We start from the raw sequence: 15,830 nt of genomic DNA on the forward strand, positions 1-15,830 counted from the left end.
GTTTCCTTATAAAGGCTATTTATTTGTCCCTTTAAGCTCCCGCAAGATATTTCCAAGTTCGTTAATATCTGCTCCATATCCGCTCCAGTCGCCGCTTTTTAATTTATCCAATGAACGGAGATAAAGTTCGTTGGCTTTTTCAATCAGTCCCTTGGTACCAGGCCCGAGCCTTGAAGAAATTTGCGCCACGGTTTCACCTTGTTCTCCCATACTTTTAACCTCACCAAAAATTTTCATCATTGCGAGTTCAAGGGTATTTTCCATAGCTATCCTGTTTTCAAAAGAAACGAGGACACGTTTAAGCTCAGGCAGGCTTCCTCCCTGCGTTGATGAAAGATATAAAGGCTGGACATAGAGTATTGACTTCTCTATTGGAACAACGAGTAAGCTTCCCCTTATTACTGCTGAGCCCCCCTGGTTCCAAAGGGTCAGCTGCTTTGATATTTCAGGGTCCTGGTCTATACGTGATTCAACCTGCTGGGGCCCGTAAACAAGTTTCTGCTTTGGAAAATCATATACTATGAGTTTTCCATAATTAGGAGCATCGCACCTCGCAGCAAGCCATGCTATCATATTATTCTTCCGGCTCGGAGTAAAAGGTATCATGAGGATATATTCTTCCTTCCCCTTCTCCTCGGAAGCAAGCTTCATTATGGTATAGTAGGGCTTCATAACAGATTCCACCTGCGCGGTCGAAGTCCCCGGGATCTTCCATAAATCTTCCTTGTTATAAAACACCTGCGGATCGGTCATATGGAATACAGCATATTTTGCAGCCTGAATTGAAAAAAGGTCCTGCGGATATCTTATGTGCGCCTTAAGGTCATCAGGCATGGCTGTAAGGGGCTTGAATACACCGGGGAATATCTTTGAATACATCCTGATAAGCGGGTCCTTATCATCGCTGATATAAAAGTCTACGGTGCCGTTGTAAGCGTCAACAACGGTTTTCACAGAATTTCTGATGTAATTGCTTCTCCCTGAAAAAGGCTCAGAATAAGGATAATTAGAGGTAACAGTATATCCGTCAATTATCCAGAAAAGTTTGCCGTCCTTTGAGATCACAAGATATGGGTCTGAATCATATGCTATGAACGGAGTAAGGTGACGGACTCTTTCCTCTATCCCCCGGTACATCATAATCCGGCTGTCAGACGAGATATCTCCGGAAAGCATAATTTTCAGCTCTTTGAACTTCAGGGCAAAGAGGATCTTCTGCCAGAAGTTTTTTACTTTTATTCCACCTGTCCCTGCATAATTCGTATATACGTTGCTGTCTCCGGAAGGGTAGTCGAATTCCTTGCTTGCGGTGTTCACGAAGCAGTAATCATTAGCTATCTCTCCGAAATATATCTCAGGTCTTTTAACCTCAATCTTGTCCAGCGATTTTGGAGGAATGTCCTTAATGAAAAATTCAGGCAGCCCCTCTTTTGTGACCTGATTGACAGGGCCGAGACAGAGTCCGTAGCCATGCGTGTAAGTAAGATGTTCGTTGATCCATATCTTGCTCGGAAGGTTCGCGTAGGAAAGTTCGCGGGGCGAGAGTGCAATCTGTCTGTATTCGCCGTTTATCATGTAACGATCATTATCAATGGCTACGAAATCGTAATAAGTCCTTATCTCCTGAAGCTGTGCAAATGTCGCAAGAAGAGGCGCTTCATCCCAGAGCCTAATATTTTTTATTGTAATGCTGTTATTATCTATTTCAGCGCTTGTGAGATTTTCAGATGCGGGGAAAGGCTTTTCATCAACCTTGTCAATCCCATATGCAGCATTCGTAAATTTGATTGCAAGAGCTATGTATTCCCTTTCCTTTTCAATCTCATTAGGAGCGACCTGGAATTTCTGGACTGCCTCAGGGTAAATTTTTTCTCCTAATATAAAAACAACGAGGAGCAGAGCAGCACTCCCTGCAAGGACTTTGTATAGAGGGAAAAAGATATTGATTATGAAAACTCCCGCGACAGCAAGCGAAAGAGCTGCCATTATATTTATTACGGGGAGCGATGCATGCACATCAGTGTACCCTGCACCGAAAATTATCGCTCGTTTCGAGAAAAGAAGATTGTAAACATCAATCCTGAATTTCAGTGCAAGAGTTACAAAAAATAATGCTCCAAGAATAAGGAAGTGTCTCTTTGCCGCCGTAGAAAGCCTGGCCCCCTTATCAAAGACAACAATGTTCCTGTTAATAAGATAAAGCCCTGCAGAGATGATAATCGAAAACACTACGCATATTGACAGGAACTGGTAAACAACCTCTATAAAAGGAAGCTCAAAGATATAAAACCCTATATCCCTGCTGTAAAGAGGATCAGACACTCCGAATGGAATGGAGTTTTTGTATTTTAAATAATCCTCCCAGTGTGAAGCACCCCATCCGCCAATCAGGTAAGCAATACAGGCTGTGACAATCAGGCTTATCTTCGTTGCTCCTTCCCTGTATCTTTCAATCTCAGGAAACTCAATTATATTACCGGATACCTTAGGTATCTGAAGAGATGCTTTCGATCGTGTAAAGAGTATACTTACCGAAACGAGCAGCATGAAGAGAAGACCGGTAGAAAATCCTACAGCAAGCTTTGCAAAGAGGGAGGTCGTAAAAATAGTGCCATATCCAAGTTGTCCGAACCAGAGGTAATCTATAAGAAGATCAACGCCGCTGAAAAAAACAGGGATAACTATCCCTATAAGCACAAACAAAATAAAGAGAGAACGCATGATATAAACTCCTTTCAGTGGCAGTTAAAAAAATGCTTAAAAAATTATTCCTTACAGGGCTTCAACAATCATGCTGATCCCCATTCCACCTCCGATGCAGAGTCCGGCAAGCCCCAAAGACACACCTCTTTTCCTCATTTCATATATGAGGGTCACAAGTATCCTCGCTCCGCTTGCTCCGATAGGGTGTCCTATGGCTATGGCGCCTCCGTTGACATTGACTTTTGAACTATCCGGCTTGAGCTCTCTTAATACTGCAATAGACTGGGCTGCAAACGCTTCATTTAGCTCAATAAGGCCCATATCTTTTATGGTAAGCTTTGCCCTTTGAAGAGCTTTAGTGCTTGAATAGAAAGGTCCCATCCCCATAAAGGCAGGGTCAACTCCCGCTGTTGCATAGGATCTTATTCTTACAAGCGGGGTTATGCCAAGCTCCTTTGCTTTTTCTTCAGCCATCACAACAAGGGCAGCAGCGCCATCGTTGATACCCGATGAATTGCCGGCAGTGATTGTCCCGTCTTTCTTAAATGCAGGGCGAAGCTTCTTCAGCATATCAACAGTGCATCCCATCCTCGGGAATTCATCCTGCTCAAAAACAACAGGGTCGCCTTTTCTCTGAGGAATAAAAACAGGTGTAATCTCATCTTTGAATTTTCCCTCTTTGATCGCTTTTTCAGCTTTATTCTGGCTTAAACAGGAAAACTCATCCTGCTCATCTTTTGAAATTCCATACTTCTCGGCAATATTCTCAGTGAGAACCCCCATGTGGACATTGTTGAATGCACATGTGAGCCCGTCTTTTATCATTGTATCCACAACTGCCGCATCGCCCATCCTTGAACCCCATCTCTGCCCGGGAACAGCATAAGGAGCTATACTCATACTCTCGGTTCCACCTGCAATTATTATATCAGCATCACCAAGAGCTATCTCCTGTGCCGCCATCATTACAGCACGAAGGCCTGAACCGCACATCTTGTTTATTGTCATTCCCGGAACTTCGTTTGGAATACCCGCCTTTATGCCGACCTGCCGTCCTACGCTCTGTCCTGCACTTGCCGTGAGCACACAACCCATTATCACCTCATTAATCTGCTCAGGAGAAACCTTTCCTCTTTTTATTGCCTCCCTCGCAGCTATTGAGCCTAAGTCCGCCGCAGGAATATCCTTCAGTGCACCACCGAAATTTCCAACCGCTGTTCTGCACCCGCCGGTTATCACAACATTTCTCATTTTATTTTCTCCTCATTATTCTGAAAGCTTATATTATTCTGAAATCTTATATCATTAATTCCCACGCTATACACCTATAAAATCGTTAACACCAACAGAGTGCTTTGTCAACGAGATGGGGAAATTGGCACAAAAAAGCGCTTGGACCTTTAGCAAATTTTTCAAAAATTAACACAATTGAAACTAAAAATTTCGCAATAAAGATAACTAAAAAAGGCTATGATAGTTGTTTTATAACAATGTTACCCGTTGGAGCTGTATTAATATCTTCACATACACCAATAGTGCATCTCGCAATTACAGAAAAAGAACTATGTACCAATCAAGGGTTTAAGAGTTTAGTTCCTAACAATTCATTACATTCATTTTACCTTTATCAAATCTTCAAAAAACAGATATCCTCACCCCTCTTCCTCTCCAGCATGAACTTGCAAAGCTTGTTGAGCAGATTGAAGCAGATAAAGAGCAGCAAGCAGAAAGAAACTCGATAAACTTTTCAACAGCCTCATGCAAAGAGCATTTACATGGGATCTTGTATCGTAAAAATAAATATATTTTGGTTGACAGCTATATTTTCCCCCTTCTAATATAAAATTAGCCTTATTGGAAGTTAAAATTTTTTAACAAGGGATAAGCTTTTGGGTAAACGATTATTCAAAAATAAATTTAAAGCTAAGAAAATCGTATCAAGAAAAAACTTAGAAGTTCAACAATTATTTAATGATAAAGGAAAACCAGCAATTTTATTAATAGGACATCAAAATTCAACAGTCAAACGCCTTAAATTTAATGGCAACTTATCTGTAAAAGATATTGGAGTTGGATTTGATAAGTCTAAAGAGGAAGATTGGGAATGGCAGATATTAGTTAATCCAAAAAATTTAAAAGATTATCAACCTATTGAAGAGTATAAAGATCAGATCATAATGCAAACAATGCAGAGCTCAGGTATTTGCCTTCCTGATTCCACAAATGTAATGCAACTTGAGCCAAATCAGAATTTCGAAATTAATAGTAGAATCATATCCGGGATAGAGCCTTTAATAGACATAGAAAATAAAAAGAAAAAAAATTAAACAAAGATGCTAAATGTTAAATACTGCAATGGAGTAGAAACAAAGTAGGCATCCTTCTTTTAATTAACTGATAGTAGCAGAGACAATCCGTAACTTGGCTTCGTTGAGATGGATTAATGTAAAATCTAGCAAAGATCTGCCCGTCAGCGAAGAAGTATTTGCCTAATAATACTTACACTTATTTAAATTAAATTCAGGGTCTAGTACATGGATAATTCTGAATACGATAAAACCAAAGAAAATATGAGACAGGCACTTGATGAAACATATACACAAGTGGATCGCTCTGAAAAAAAAGTTTTTGAATTTCGAAGTGACGCTAATGACATGCTTGAAGTGTTGAATCAAAAAAAAGAGTTAATTAATAGAATGCGTTTAGTTGTTAATAACTTACCAAATTCTAACGCTTTCTCAATGACTCGTGACATTTCGGATGCTATTGAGTCAGGTTCAAGGCTGATTACAGGATTGAGAGATCATTCAAATAACCAATATAAAAGCATAGAAAATATCGCTGAAAGGATCGATCTATTTTCTGGAACTTTAGTCGTAGGTAATTCATCAGCAAGATCAGCAGATTCCACAGTCTGTTATATTGGTAAAGTCATCAGCGATGTGTGTCCTGCTATGAATAACATTCTGACAACTTATATTCAACCTACTGCATCTGAAAACAGAAATAACATTGAAGAGTGGCTCAAAAAAATAGAGCCTCTGCTCGAGCAAAAATTCAAAGAGGCGTTTCAAAATATGATAGACAAAAAATTCATGAGTGCTGCACATGCTATGAGAGAGACTTTAAGCCATCTTGAGATGTGCCTTGCTCCAGATGAAAAAGTCAATAAAATGTCATGGTATATACCTGAAACATCAACAAACAAACCAACTCAAAAACAAAGAATTAAATATGCCGTTATAGGAGACAACTCTCATGATAATTTCAATGAATTTGACCTCGATGCGATAGAAAGATTGATGGATGAGGGTAGGGATATATACAACAAACTAAGCGGAGAAGGACATCGTAGAGAAGGAACATGGGAAGAAGAAAAAGTAAATAACTACCTTTCCATTGGTGAAAACGTCATTAGAGCTATAATGGAATTGAGAGAGAGATTCTACGTAGAACACGAATAAGTTATTTAAAACATCAATACAAACCATTTGTTATTATTCTATTATTATTCAGTAAATATCTAAATCTATTTCTCATAAGTTGTATATTGCTATCGTTGACAACCACGGCGCTCTCCAATAGATTGTTAACAGAGGAAATAAAAAAAATGATACGCGAATCACCTATAGCAGGTTCATGGTATCCGGGAGAGGGGAAAGCCCTTGCCAGACAGATAGACGGATTCCTGCAAAAGGCAAAATGCGAAGATAAAGAGACTCCCTTTATTTTAATATCACCTCATGCCGGTTATTTTTATTCCGGGCAGGTCGCAGCATTTGCATATAAACAGGTTGAGGGAAAGTCTTTTGACAAGGTTGTCATCATCGCACCGTCACACTATCATCCCATAAGAGGAGCAGCTCTGTTTGGAAGCGGAGCATTCAGGACTCCATTGGGGTTAGTTGACATAGATGAAGATATATGCCGGAAACTTATTGAAGGGGACAACATTTTTAAAGACGAGCCACGGGCTCACAGCGAAGAACATTCTCTTGAGATACAGATTCCATTTCTGCAAAGGGCAATCGGAAATTTTAAGATGGTACCAATCCTTTCAATCGAAAGAGACATGAAAAACTGTACACGCATTGCATCAGCAATAAAAGAGATTGCCGACGAAAAAACGCTTATAGTGGCAAGTTCAGACCTTTCTCACTTTTACAACCAGAAGCAGGCATTAAAACTCGACTCTAAGGTCATTGAGGCTGTGAAGGAACTGGACACCGAAGGATTCTATCAGAACGTTAACAGCGGAGAATGCGAAGCCTGCGGGAGCACACCAATATTAATCGCACTTTTAATAGCTGGAATGTTTCCAAATCCCAAAAGCAAAATTTACTGCCATGCCACTTCAGGGGACATATCAGGTGACTTTGACCGGGTTGTGGGATATCTCGCAGCAGGATTGTACAGAGGAAAAAATTAAAACATAAGGCACCATGAATATGCCATGAATATAAAAGAGAAGAACATAGATTCTAACCTTACAATTAATGAAAGAAGATTCCTCATTGAAACTGCACGGGATGCAATAAGGCATGCAGTCCTCGGCAAAAAATATATAGTTCCCACGTCTGCTTCCGCGACATTGAAAGAAAAAAGAGGAGTTTTTGTGTCACTTCACTGCGACGGAAGTTTAAGAGGGTGCATTGGACGCATTGAAACTTTTGAACCGCTTTATGTCTCAGTTGCAGAACTAGCAGTGTCAGCCGCTACAGAGGACCCGAGATTCCCGGCTGTTGCTCCGAGGGAACTCGAATCAGTAGAGATAGAGATTTCTGTGCTAAGCCCGCTTGAATTGATTGATGACATAACCCGCATCGAGGTTGGAAAACACGGGCTTTTCTTAAGAAAACAGATTTTTTCAGGGCTTCTCCTTCCGCAGGTTGCGACAAAATACGGATGGGACAGAATAGCCTTTCTTGAGGAAACATGCACAAAAGCAGGGCTTGGCAGGAATGAGTGGAAAAAAGACTCCAATATCTATATTTTCAGCGCAGAGGTTTTTTCTGAAAAAGATCTGGCAGGATAATCAGGTTAACTTTTTTATTACCTCTTCAGCGACTTCGTCTGTAGTAAGCCCTGTGGTATCAACGAATACATCTGCCTCAGCATAAAATTTCTCACGGGCGCTCAGGAGTTCCTCTATTTTTTTAACCGGATCATCAACCTGCAAAAGAGGGCGGTGTGTCTCAGCCTTAACCCTTCTGTAAATCTCTGAGGGCGTTGCCGTAAGGCATACTATTTTGCCGCATTTCCTTAGGTTCTCTATATTGTTTTTCCGGAGCACTGCACCTCCACCCGTAATGATGACTGCTTTTTCCATTCCCGCAATTTCCCGAATGACTTCCTCTTCAATGTCCCGGAAATGTTTTTCACCATCACGGGTGAATATGTCTGTAATGCTCTTCCCTGTTTTTTTCTCTATAAGAGCGTCAATATCGATTAATTCGAAACCCAGCCGTTTGGAGAGCACGGAACCCACAGTTGATTTCCCTGTGCCCATAAAGCCTACAAGAACGACAGATTTTTTATACATACTACTCTTTGTCCGAAGCGGAAATTTTGGCTATCAACGCATCTCTCATTACATTTTCAGGAGGGACAATGCCTGTCCATATCTCAAAACTTTTCATCCCCTGATAAAGAAGCATCATTAAACCATTTGAGACCATGCATCCGCACTTTTCGGCTTTAATCATGAACTTTGTTTTCACAGGATTATAGATGAGATCAAAAACCATCTGTCCTTCACGCAGGAAAGAAGGGTCCACAGGAAGCGGGTCACTTTCCTTTAGCCCGATGGGAGTTGCGTTAATGACAAAGTCAGAATGTTTGACAATCTTTCCAAAGGCATCATCATTTATATCTACTACGTGTATCTTTGTATCAGGAAGATATTTTATTATTTCTTCGCTCAGTTTCTCTGCTTTTTTATGAACAATATCTGCGACAACAATATTTGAAGCTTCTTCAATGGCACATCTCGCCACAACTGCCCTTGCCCCTCCTCCCGCGCCGATGACTACAACTGATTTTCCCTTCAACTCAGTAGAAAAAGCACGCCTCACAGCATTGCCAAATCCATAGGCATCAGTATTATGTCCGATGCATTTCCCGTTGACTATATGCACAGTATTTACCGCCCCGATAAGTATGGCTTCTTTTGCAAGTCCGTGCAGGTAAGGGATTATTGTCTCCTTGTGGGGAACAGTTACGTTCAATCCTTCGAACCCAAGCGCAACCATTGCACCAAGAGAGGTGGATAGTTTCTCCGGCTCAATATCAAATGCAAGATAGACATAATTCATATCCAGTTTTTTAAAAGCTGCATTATGCATCACAGGCGAGAATGTATGTTCCACAGGGTGCCCGATAAGCCCTATCTTTTTTGTGTTTCCATCAATATTCAAACTACACCTATAACCTAAAAGTTTATATTATCCGGAGAAACCTCTTTTACCACACTCACATTAATTGATTCAGGAATAACAAATGGCAACCATTTTTCAATAAATTTTTTAAACTCCGGTGTTTCCCTGTCCTTTGCATATTTTTCAATGCTCTCTACTATAATCTCACCTATAAAGTCTGCCTGTTTTGTTCCCTCTATGGTCTGTGCCACCCTGAATAAGCGGAATCCCGAAACAGACGGGAATGACATGACTACAGCATATTTTTCTTTTTTAAAATATTCCTCATACTCTCCAGCAGTCTTTCCGGGCTTTAACTTGTAAGATACGATTATTTTATCCATCATCCGCCTCCGTCGTTTATCTATCTACTATATAACTAAAGAACGTACCCTCTCGTCCTCACTTCTTTCAATCGCACAAAATAAATATGCAAACCTGTACCTATCATAAGCGCTGATATAAAAACAGGGAGAATTACAGGCGCCACCCATGGAAAAGGGACAAGGAAGAGAACGTCTATATCAAACAGATTTGACGGCCAGCCATTGATGACCCAGAGAAAAACATAATAGAATATATCCCATGTCGCAAAGGATATGCAAAAAGCCGCAAAGCGCTCAAGCAGGCTGTTTCCGGCAAGTATGCTGAGAGTGACAAGCATTAGGATCGTAAACATCTCCCTTACCTGCTCGATCCGATAGACATTGTATTTTTCCATAAACCGTACAAACTCATCAACAGTGCCGAAAGTCGTCTCATCAAAGGGAGGAAGTATCCTCCTCAGATAAACCACGATCATTGCCTCCACATTGCCAAAGCCTATCCCGAAAAGGAAAAGCATTGCCACTTTTGCAACCGGCCCGTTAGGTCTTTCCTTTGCCATCATATCTTTCTCCTAATTTTTTTAAACCGGAAAAAGTATCGTTATTGGACTGAATCAGCCTCAGGTTCTTTGACGGTTAACATTATAGCCATCCCTGATACAAAAAGAACCAGCATTGAAAGTATAGCCTTTCTCTGGTCTCCAGTAAATGATGATATGAAACCGAACATCAATGGGCCAAGAATTGAAGAAAATTTGGCATAAAGGGAATAGAAACCGAAAAACTCCGCACTCCTCCCCGGAGGCACGGAAAGCCCCATAAAAGTCCTGCTTGCAGACTGGCATGCACCCATGACAACACCGCACATAATGCCTATGGCAAAAAATGTCTGATGGCTCGTGACAAAGTAGGTGCAGGTAACAAGTATGCACCACACCAAAACACAAAAGATGATTACCTTCTTTGCTCCGAGCCTGTCAGTCAGCAATCCAAGCGTGAAAGCACCGAGCATGGCGCTTAACTGAATGGCAAGGAAAAAAACTATAAGTTCCTTCATTGTAAAGCCAAGCGTGTGCGATGCATATATGGAGCTGAAAAATATCACTGTTGCTATGCCATCGTTATAAAGAAAAAAAGCTATCAGGAACCGCGCAAGATTTGAATATTTCTTTATGTCCCTTATTGTGCCAAACACGCGCGCGAGCGGAGAAGTAACAGATCCCGTTATTTTTTCACCTGCTTTTTCTTTCCTGTCATCAAGTTTTAAAAAGAAAATAACAGGAACCATGAATATGAGATAAAACACCCCTGTCAGAATGAATACAAACCTTAGATTCCACAAATTGTTTTCTTCCATACCTCCTTTGAGAAAAGGATAGAACATAAGAAGGAAAATAAGTGCGCCTCCGTAGCCTGCTGCCCAACCAGCGCCTGAAACACTCCCCATGTTCTCCTTAGTTGAGACATCAGGGAGAAGTGAATTATAGAAAGTGTAGCTTAAATTAAAAGCTATGTTGGCTAAGATAAAAAGAATACTGCCAAGCAGTATCTCGCCTCTGCCGGGTATGGCAAGGGTGATGGTGAGAAGCGCAGCCGCACCCCCTGTTACTGCAAGAAACGCTTTCCGTCTTCCGCTTAAATCAGCAGCAGCACCAAGCAAAGGCGATGCAATCGCCACCACAATCATCGAAACGCCGGTACTTACCCCCCATACAAGATCTGAAAAATCAGAGCCTCCGGCAATTATCTCTTTAAAATAAACAGCATAAAGAAGGGTGACAATGACAAGAGAAAAAATAGTACCCGAGATATCGTAAGCAATCCATGAAAGGAGGTTTGTCTTCTGCTGCCTTGATCCGGAAATCACCGGGATTTTTCAGGTATGGAGCAGAGAGTCTGCCGCCGCCCCTTTGAATCTATCTATACCGGCAGCTATTTCAGGGCGTTCCTGCTTTATCCGGTTATAATGCTGGGCAAAGCCATTGAACATAACATCAGCACAGGTGCAGTGATTTATATAGCCCGGCACAGTGAAATCGTGCTCCAGAGAAAAAAGATAATCGAGCTGTTCATCGGTGAATGTATGTATTGCATATGTCCTTGCAGTGGCCTCGATAACACCCGGATGATTGAACTCAAAACAGCGCTGCCAGAACTCGTTGTATCTTTCGAGGTTTGGCTCATTCCCGGCTAGGCATGACGCCGCAAGTTTTGATGCATAATGCCCGCACATGAGCGCACCCTGGTTTTCCACTTCCTGGAAACTTGCCGCATCACCAAGTATCACGATGTTCCCGTCAGCAGGATGCTGCAAAGGAGAATAAAAACTCATTGCACAGCCGATCTCTTCAAGTATCTTCGCATCTCCAAACCAGTCTTTGACAGGTCCTTCCTTTATGAAGGCATTCAACCGTTCCTTCGGATTTATATCCATTCCGGTAGGGACACCGAAAGTAACTTCCCAGACCTTATTATCCCTTCCGAATTTTTCCATCCTTTTAGGCACCATGTAGAATTGACCGGCAGGGGTATATCTTTTACCAATGAATGCAGCAAAAGCATCTTCGTAAGGAAAATTAACACCTTCCATAAGATAGGAAAGAGCAAGCCCCTTGGTAAAAAGTTTTCTTTCTTTATTAAGCCCCATCCTGTTTACTACATTGGAGGTCACACCATCGGCGACAAAGGCAAACTTTGCCGTCAGATCCTTTTCACCGGACTTATCTTTTACTTTAACCCTTACTCCACCTTTTATTTCCTCAGCGATTATCGCAACCGTGGAGTGCCTTATGTCAGCCCCTTTAGAGCTTACTTCTTTCAAGATGCCTTTAAGGAGAGTTTCCTTATCGATTACTTTTGCAGCAAGACCGTTTCCGGCAAATATCCTGAAAGGATGGCCTTCGGGGGAAAATCTGATGCTTCCTGGAAGGTCAACATACTCGCCGGTATAATCAACGCTGAAAGCAGTATTTTTAAATTCTATTTTTTTATCTTCCGTTGTTATGAACTCGTCATGATAGCCTGGTTCAAGAAGGAGCATTGAACAGCATGGTTTTACATAGTGGGCCGCATTTTTCTTTTTCTCGATCAGTATTACTCTCAAACCTTCGTCAAGCGCGGTCCTCGCTGCCATAAGTCCGGCAGGACCTCCTCCTATTATTATTATATCGCTGTCCATATCCGTTCCCGGTTAATCACATATTCTCATCTTCATCTTCAAATTCTTCTATATCCTCGTCTGCGTAGTCCTCGTCATCATCGGAATAGATATCATCCATGTCGTCGTCGAATTCTTCTGCATCGTCAAAACCTTCAATTTCCTCTTCAAACTCCTCTTCCTCTTCTGCTTCCTCATCTACGTCCTCTTCATCTTCCGCAACTTCCTCGTCAGCTTCAATCTCTTCAATATCCTCGCTGTTGCAGAACGGACAGGCAAGTGCGTCTTCGTTATCCTCAAGGTAAAACTCTTTGGAACAGTCAAGGCAGTAAAAGTTCATAGTTATTTATCCTCCCGATTTATTAAATTTGATTTTTTATTTAAAATTTTAAAAACAATCAGCAACTCATTCCTGCAATAGATATCACAAATAACTTTTATTTTTGTCAATAGCATTTTGCCCTATTTTTTAATCTGAGGAGGAAAATGGATTGCCTTTCCCGACACAGCAAGGGCCGCCTCCTTAACTGCTTCCGAAAGCGTGGGATGGGCATGAATAGTCTCTCCAAGCCCGCCGGCAGTAACACCGCCCTTCATTGCGATGACAGCTTCTGCTATGAGTTCAGTTGCCTCAGCTCCTGCGATCAGGACACCGAGAATCTTTTCTCCGGCTGCGTCTGCTATTACCTTTACAAAACCGTCACGCTCTCCCATTGTCGCTGCTTTGCCTGATGCAGAGAATGGGAATTTCCCTATCTTCACCGGTATATTCCTTGCTGCTGCTTCGGTTTCAGTAAGCCCTGCACCGGCAATTTCAGGAATCGTGTAAACGCACCGCGGCACATGGTCGTATCTCATTTCCTCATTGCCGCCGCCTGCATTGTCAACTGCAACAATAGCCTCTTCCATGGCAACATGGGCAAGCATGATGCCTCCGATGGCATCTCCTGCCGCATATATACCCGGCACAGATGTCTCCATTTTCCCATTCACTTTTATGGCGCCCTTCTGTGCCTCGATGCCAAGCGTCTCTATCCCGAGGTCCGATGTGTTTGGAACCCGTCCAACTCCCATAAGAACAAGGTTTGATTCTATCTTTTTATCCACGCCATCCTGTGCAGTAAAAATCGTTACACATCCGCCGTCTGATTTTTCAATTGATTTGACTCGTGCACCTGTATTTATTTTTATTCCATTTCTTTTAAGCGCAGTTTCAAGCACTGCTGACGCATCAGCATCCTCCTGAGCAACAATGCGGGGAAGCATTTCTATTATCTCAACATCAGTGCCTATGCCATTAAAGATATAGGCCATCTCGACGCCTATCACGCCGCCGCCGATTATCACCATTTTTTCCGGACGCTCTTCAAGCTCAAATGCATAATCGCTGTCGATCACGCATTCCATATCGCTTCCCGGAATTTTAAGTGCAGCAGGTTTTGAACCTGATGCGATTATAATCTTATCTGCCGTCACCTGCTGTTTCCCTTCAGGCGTTGTGACAGAAAGGGTGGTTTTATTTTCAAACCTTGCAACGCCCTTGATCACATCAACACCATTCGCCTTTAAAAGAGCCTTGACTCCGGAAACGAGTGTTTTTACAACTGTGTCTTTTCTTCCCATCAGCTTTTTGAAATCCACTGTCGGCTGGGAGAATTCTATCCCATACATAGAGGCTTTCTTTGCAAGAGAAATTATCTCCGCTGCCTTGATCAGAGTCTTTGAAGGAATGCAGCCTCTGTTTAGACAGGTGCCGCCTACTTCATCTCCCTCTATCAATGCAATCTTTTTCCCGCTCTGTGCCCCTCTTATGGCAGCCACATATCCTCCAGGCCCGCCGCCTATAATCGCAATCTCATAATTTCCAGACATATTATTCTCCGTAACGTCAATATCCGCTGCATCGCAGGTTTCCACCCGCTCATCTTACTCGCACTCACACTCGCAAAAAAGACCTAATATTTTCCATATTAATTTGTCAACAGGAAAAGTTATAAAAACTCATTACTCCTTGACTCCGTGTCTTTTAGTTCTTAACATCAGAAAAAAGATGGAGAAAAAATGGCATTGATTATCAAACGCGCAAAGTTTCTCGGGTTCTGCGAAGGTGTGAAAAGAGCAATAGACCTCACCGAACAGGCGCTTTCCAACCAATCACTCAAAAAGCAGAAAAGCAATATCACTGTTGTTGGAGAACTGATCCATAACAAGCAGGTAGTGTCGGAGCTCCAGAACCGCGGGCTTCAAATAGTGAGTTCAGTGGAAGAGGTAAAACCCGGGTCAACTCTCATCGTAAGATCCCACGGTATGCCGAAAGCCCACATAGACAAGGCAAAGAAGAAAGGGATAGAAATAATCGATGCCACCTGTGTAAAAGTGAAGAGGCTTCATAACATCACAAGGATATTGGTTGAGCAGGGATATGACGTAGTCCTTGTAGGAGATCATAATCACGCAGAGGTGGAAGCTATCGTTGAAAGCGTACAGGACAACATAACTGTAGTTTCAACCCCGGAAGAGCTTAAAGACAAAAAATTCTCAAAAAAGATAGGCGTCATAGCACAGACAACTCAGAGCGAGCAGAACTTCATCGATGTCGTCACAAACCTCTTAAAAATCTCGCGGGAGATGAAGATATACAATACAATCTGCAATGCCAGCATACTGAGACAGAATGCCGCGGCATCGCTTAGCCGGGAAGTGGATTTAATGGTAGTGATTGGAGGAAAACACAGCGCCAACACAAATAGGCTTGCGGAGATTTGCAGGAAGAATGTCGAGACTATCCATATAGAAACCGGAGATGAGATATTGCCGGAGAATATCAAAGGTAAAAAATCAATAGGTATCACCGCAGGCGCATCAACGCCGAGCTGGATTGTTGATAAGGTTGAAGAAAAAATAAGGAAGCTTTCCGGAAGTCATAACCCCTCTAAAAAAGTGAAAAACACATTATGAAATTTCTAATTTTCCTTCTTGAACTCTACAGTTATCTCATCCTCGCTGAGGTGGTTCTTTCATGGATAGGGCCGCAGGCTTCCAACCAATTTACAGATTTTATCCAGAAGGCTACTGAACCGGTCCTCGGCACACTAAGGAAAGTCATCCCTCCCATTGGAAATATTGACCTTTCACCTTTTGTGGCTTTCATATTAATCCGGTTCTTAATGAGGGTGCTGTCAGATATCGGGTAGGAGTAGAGTCTGTAAAAATATTTGTAGAATCTGT

General features: G+C 42.0%; 17 protein-coding genes. 7 read left to right on the forward strand and 10 right to left on the reverse strand.

Annotation, left to right across the window (positions count from 1 at the left end):
- Positions 1-15: 15 nt before the first annotated feature.
- Entirely contained in the window at positions 16-2,721 is a 2,706-nt protein-coding gene (locus tag HZA77_11665; protein ID MBI5376085.1) for a UPF0182 family protein, read from the reverse strand.
- Positions 2,722-2,772: 51 nt separating this feature from the next.
- Positions 2,773-3,954: an acetyl-CoA C-acetyltransferase gene (locus HZA77_11670; GenBank protein ID MBI5376086.1), complete on the reverse strand. Its 1,182-nt coding sequence runs from the start codon at positions 3,952-3,954 to the stop codon at positions 2,773-2,775.
- Between the two features lie 104 nt (positions 3,955-4,058).
- Here HZA77_11670 and HZA77_11675 point away from each other — a divergent pair, with 104 nt between their 5' ends.
- From HZA77_11675 to amrA, 5 genes are all read left to right on the forward strand, one after another.
- Complete coding sequence (locus HZA77_11675; protein MBI5376087.1) at positions 4,059-4,445, forward strand: restriction endonuclease subunit S; 387 nt, start codon at positions 4,059-4,061, stop codon at positions 4,443-4,445.
- Positions 4,446-4,592: 147 nt separating this feature from the next.
- Entirely contained in the window at positions 4,593-5,030 is a 438-nt protein-coding gene (locus HZA77_11680) for a hypothetical protein (GenBank protein MBI5376088.1), read from the forward strand.
- A 207-nt stretch (positions 5,031-5,237) separates the two neighbouring features.
- Positions 5,238-6,167 carry a hypothetical protein gene (locus tag HZA77_11685; GenBank protein MBI5376089.1) on the forward strand — a complete coding sequence of 310 codons (930 nt, stop codon included), beginning with the start codon at positions 5,238-5,240 and terminating at the stop codon, positions 6,165-6,167.
- Between the two features lie 146 nt (positions 6,168-6,313).
- Positions 6,314-7,132 carry an AmmeMemoRadiSam system protein B gene (gene amrB, locus HZA77_11690; GenBank protein ID MBI5376090.1) on the forward strand — a complete coding sequence of 273 codons (819 nt, stop codon included), beginning with the start codon at positions 6,314-6,316 and terminating at the stop codon, positions 7,130-7,132.
- Positions 7,133-7,156: 24 nt separating this feature from the next.
- Positions 7,157-7,738, forward strand: a complete 582-nt coding sequence (amrA, locus tag HZA77_11695; protein MBI5376091.1) for an AmmeMemoRadiSam system protein A — start codon at positions 7,157-7,159, stop codon at positions 7,736-7,738.
- On the opposite strand, the gene HZA77_11700 is transcribed toward amrA, so the two are convergent.
- The 8 genes from HZA77_11700 to lpdA form a co-directional block, all read right to left on the reverse strand.
- The gene (locus HZA77_11700) at positions 7,739-8,245 is read right to left on the reverse strand and encodes a shikimate kinase (protein ID MBI5376092.1); all 507 of its coding nucleotides are present in this window, start codon (positions 8,243-8,245) and stop codon (positions 7,739-7,741) included. It lies immediately after the preceding gene.
- Position 8,246: 1 nt separating this feature from the next.
- Positions 8,247-9,119, reverse strand: coding sequence for a shikimate dehydrogenase (locus tag HZA77_11705; protein MBI5376093.1), 873 nt, complete (start codon positions 9,117-9,119; stop codon positions 8,247-8,249).
- A 14-nt stretch (positions 9,120-9,133) separates the two neighbouring features.
- Positions 9,134-9,466 (reverse strand): hypothetical protein, encoded by a 333-nt coding sequence (locus HZA77_11710; GenBank protein ID MBI5376094.1) that lies wholly within the window; start codon positions 9,464-9,466, stop codon positions 9,134-9,136.
- Between the two features lie 32 nt (positions 9,467-9,498).
- Positions 9,499-10,008: a hypothetical protein gene (locus tag HZA77_11715; protein MBI5376095.1), complete on the reverse strand. Its 510-nt coding sequence runs from the start codon at positions 10,006-10,008 to the stop codon at positions 9,499-9,501.
- 38 nt (positions 10,009-10,046) lie between these two features.
- Positions 10,047-11,312, reverse strand: a complete 1,266-nt coding sequence (locus HZA77_11720) for an MFS transporter (protein ID MBI5376096.1) — start codon at positions 11,310-11,312, stop codon at positions 10,047-10,049.
- 9 nt (positions 11,313-11,321) lie between these two features.
- A complete protein-coding gene (locus HZA77_11725) occupies positions 11,322-12,623 on the reverse strand; it encodes an NAD(P)/FAD-dependent oxidoreductase (GenBank protein ID MBI5376097.1) in 1,302 nt (433 codons plus the stop codon).
- Between the two features lie 16 nt (positions 12,624-12,639).
- Positions 12,640-12,942: a hypothetical protein gene (locus tag HZA77_11730; GenBank protein ID MBI5376098.1), complete on the reverse strand. Its 303-nt coding sequence runs from the start codon at positions 12,940-12,942 to the stop codon at positions 12,640-12,642.
- 122 nt (positions 12,943-13,064) lie between these two features.
- Positions 13,065-14,474: a dihydrolipoyl dehydrogenase gene (lpdA, locus tag HZA77_11735; GenBank protein ID MBI5376099.1), complete on the reverse strand. Its 1,410-nt coding sequence runs from the start codon at positions 14,472-14,474 to the stop codon at positions 13,065-13,067.
- Positions 14,475-14,663: 189 nt separating this feature from the next.
- Between lpdA and ispH the strand changes: the two genes are divergently transcribed.
- Both ispH and HZA77_11745 read left to right on the forward strand, forming a co-directional pair.
- Positions 14,664-15,560: a 4-hydroxy-3-methylbut-2-enyl diphosphate reductase gene (gene ispH, locus HZA77_11740; protein MBI5376100.1), complete on the forward strand. Its 897-nt coding sequence runs from the start codon at positions 14,664-14,666 to the stop codon at positions 15,558-15,560.
- Positions 15,557-15,796 (forward strand): YggT family protein, encoded by a 240-nt coding sequence (locus HZA77_11745; protein MBI5376101.1) that lies wholly within the window; start codon positions 15,557-15,559, stop codon positions 15,794-15,796. The genes ispH and HZA77_11745 overlap by 4 nt, the downstream gene beginning before the upstream one ends.
- Positions 15,797-15,830: the final 34 nt, after the last annotated feature.

Source organism: Candidatus Schekmanbacteria bacterium, from assembly GCA_016219965.1.
Taxonomy (GTDB): Bacteria; Schekmanbacteria; GWA2-38-11; order GWA2-38-11; family J061; genus JACRJM01.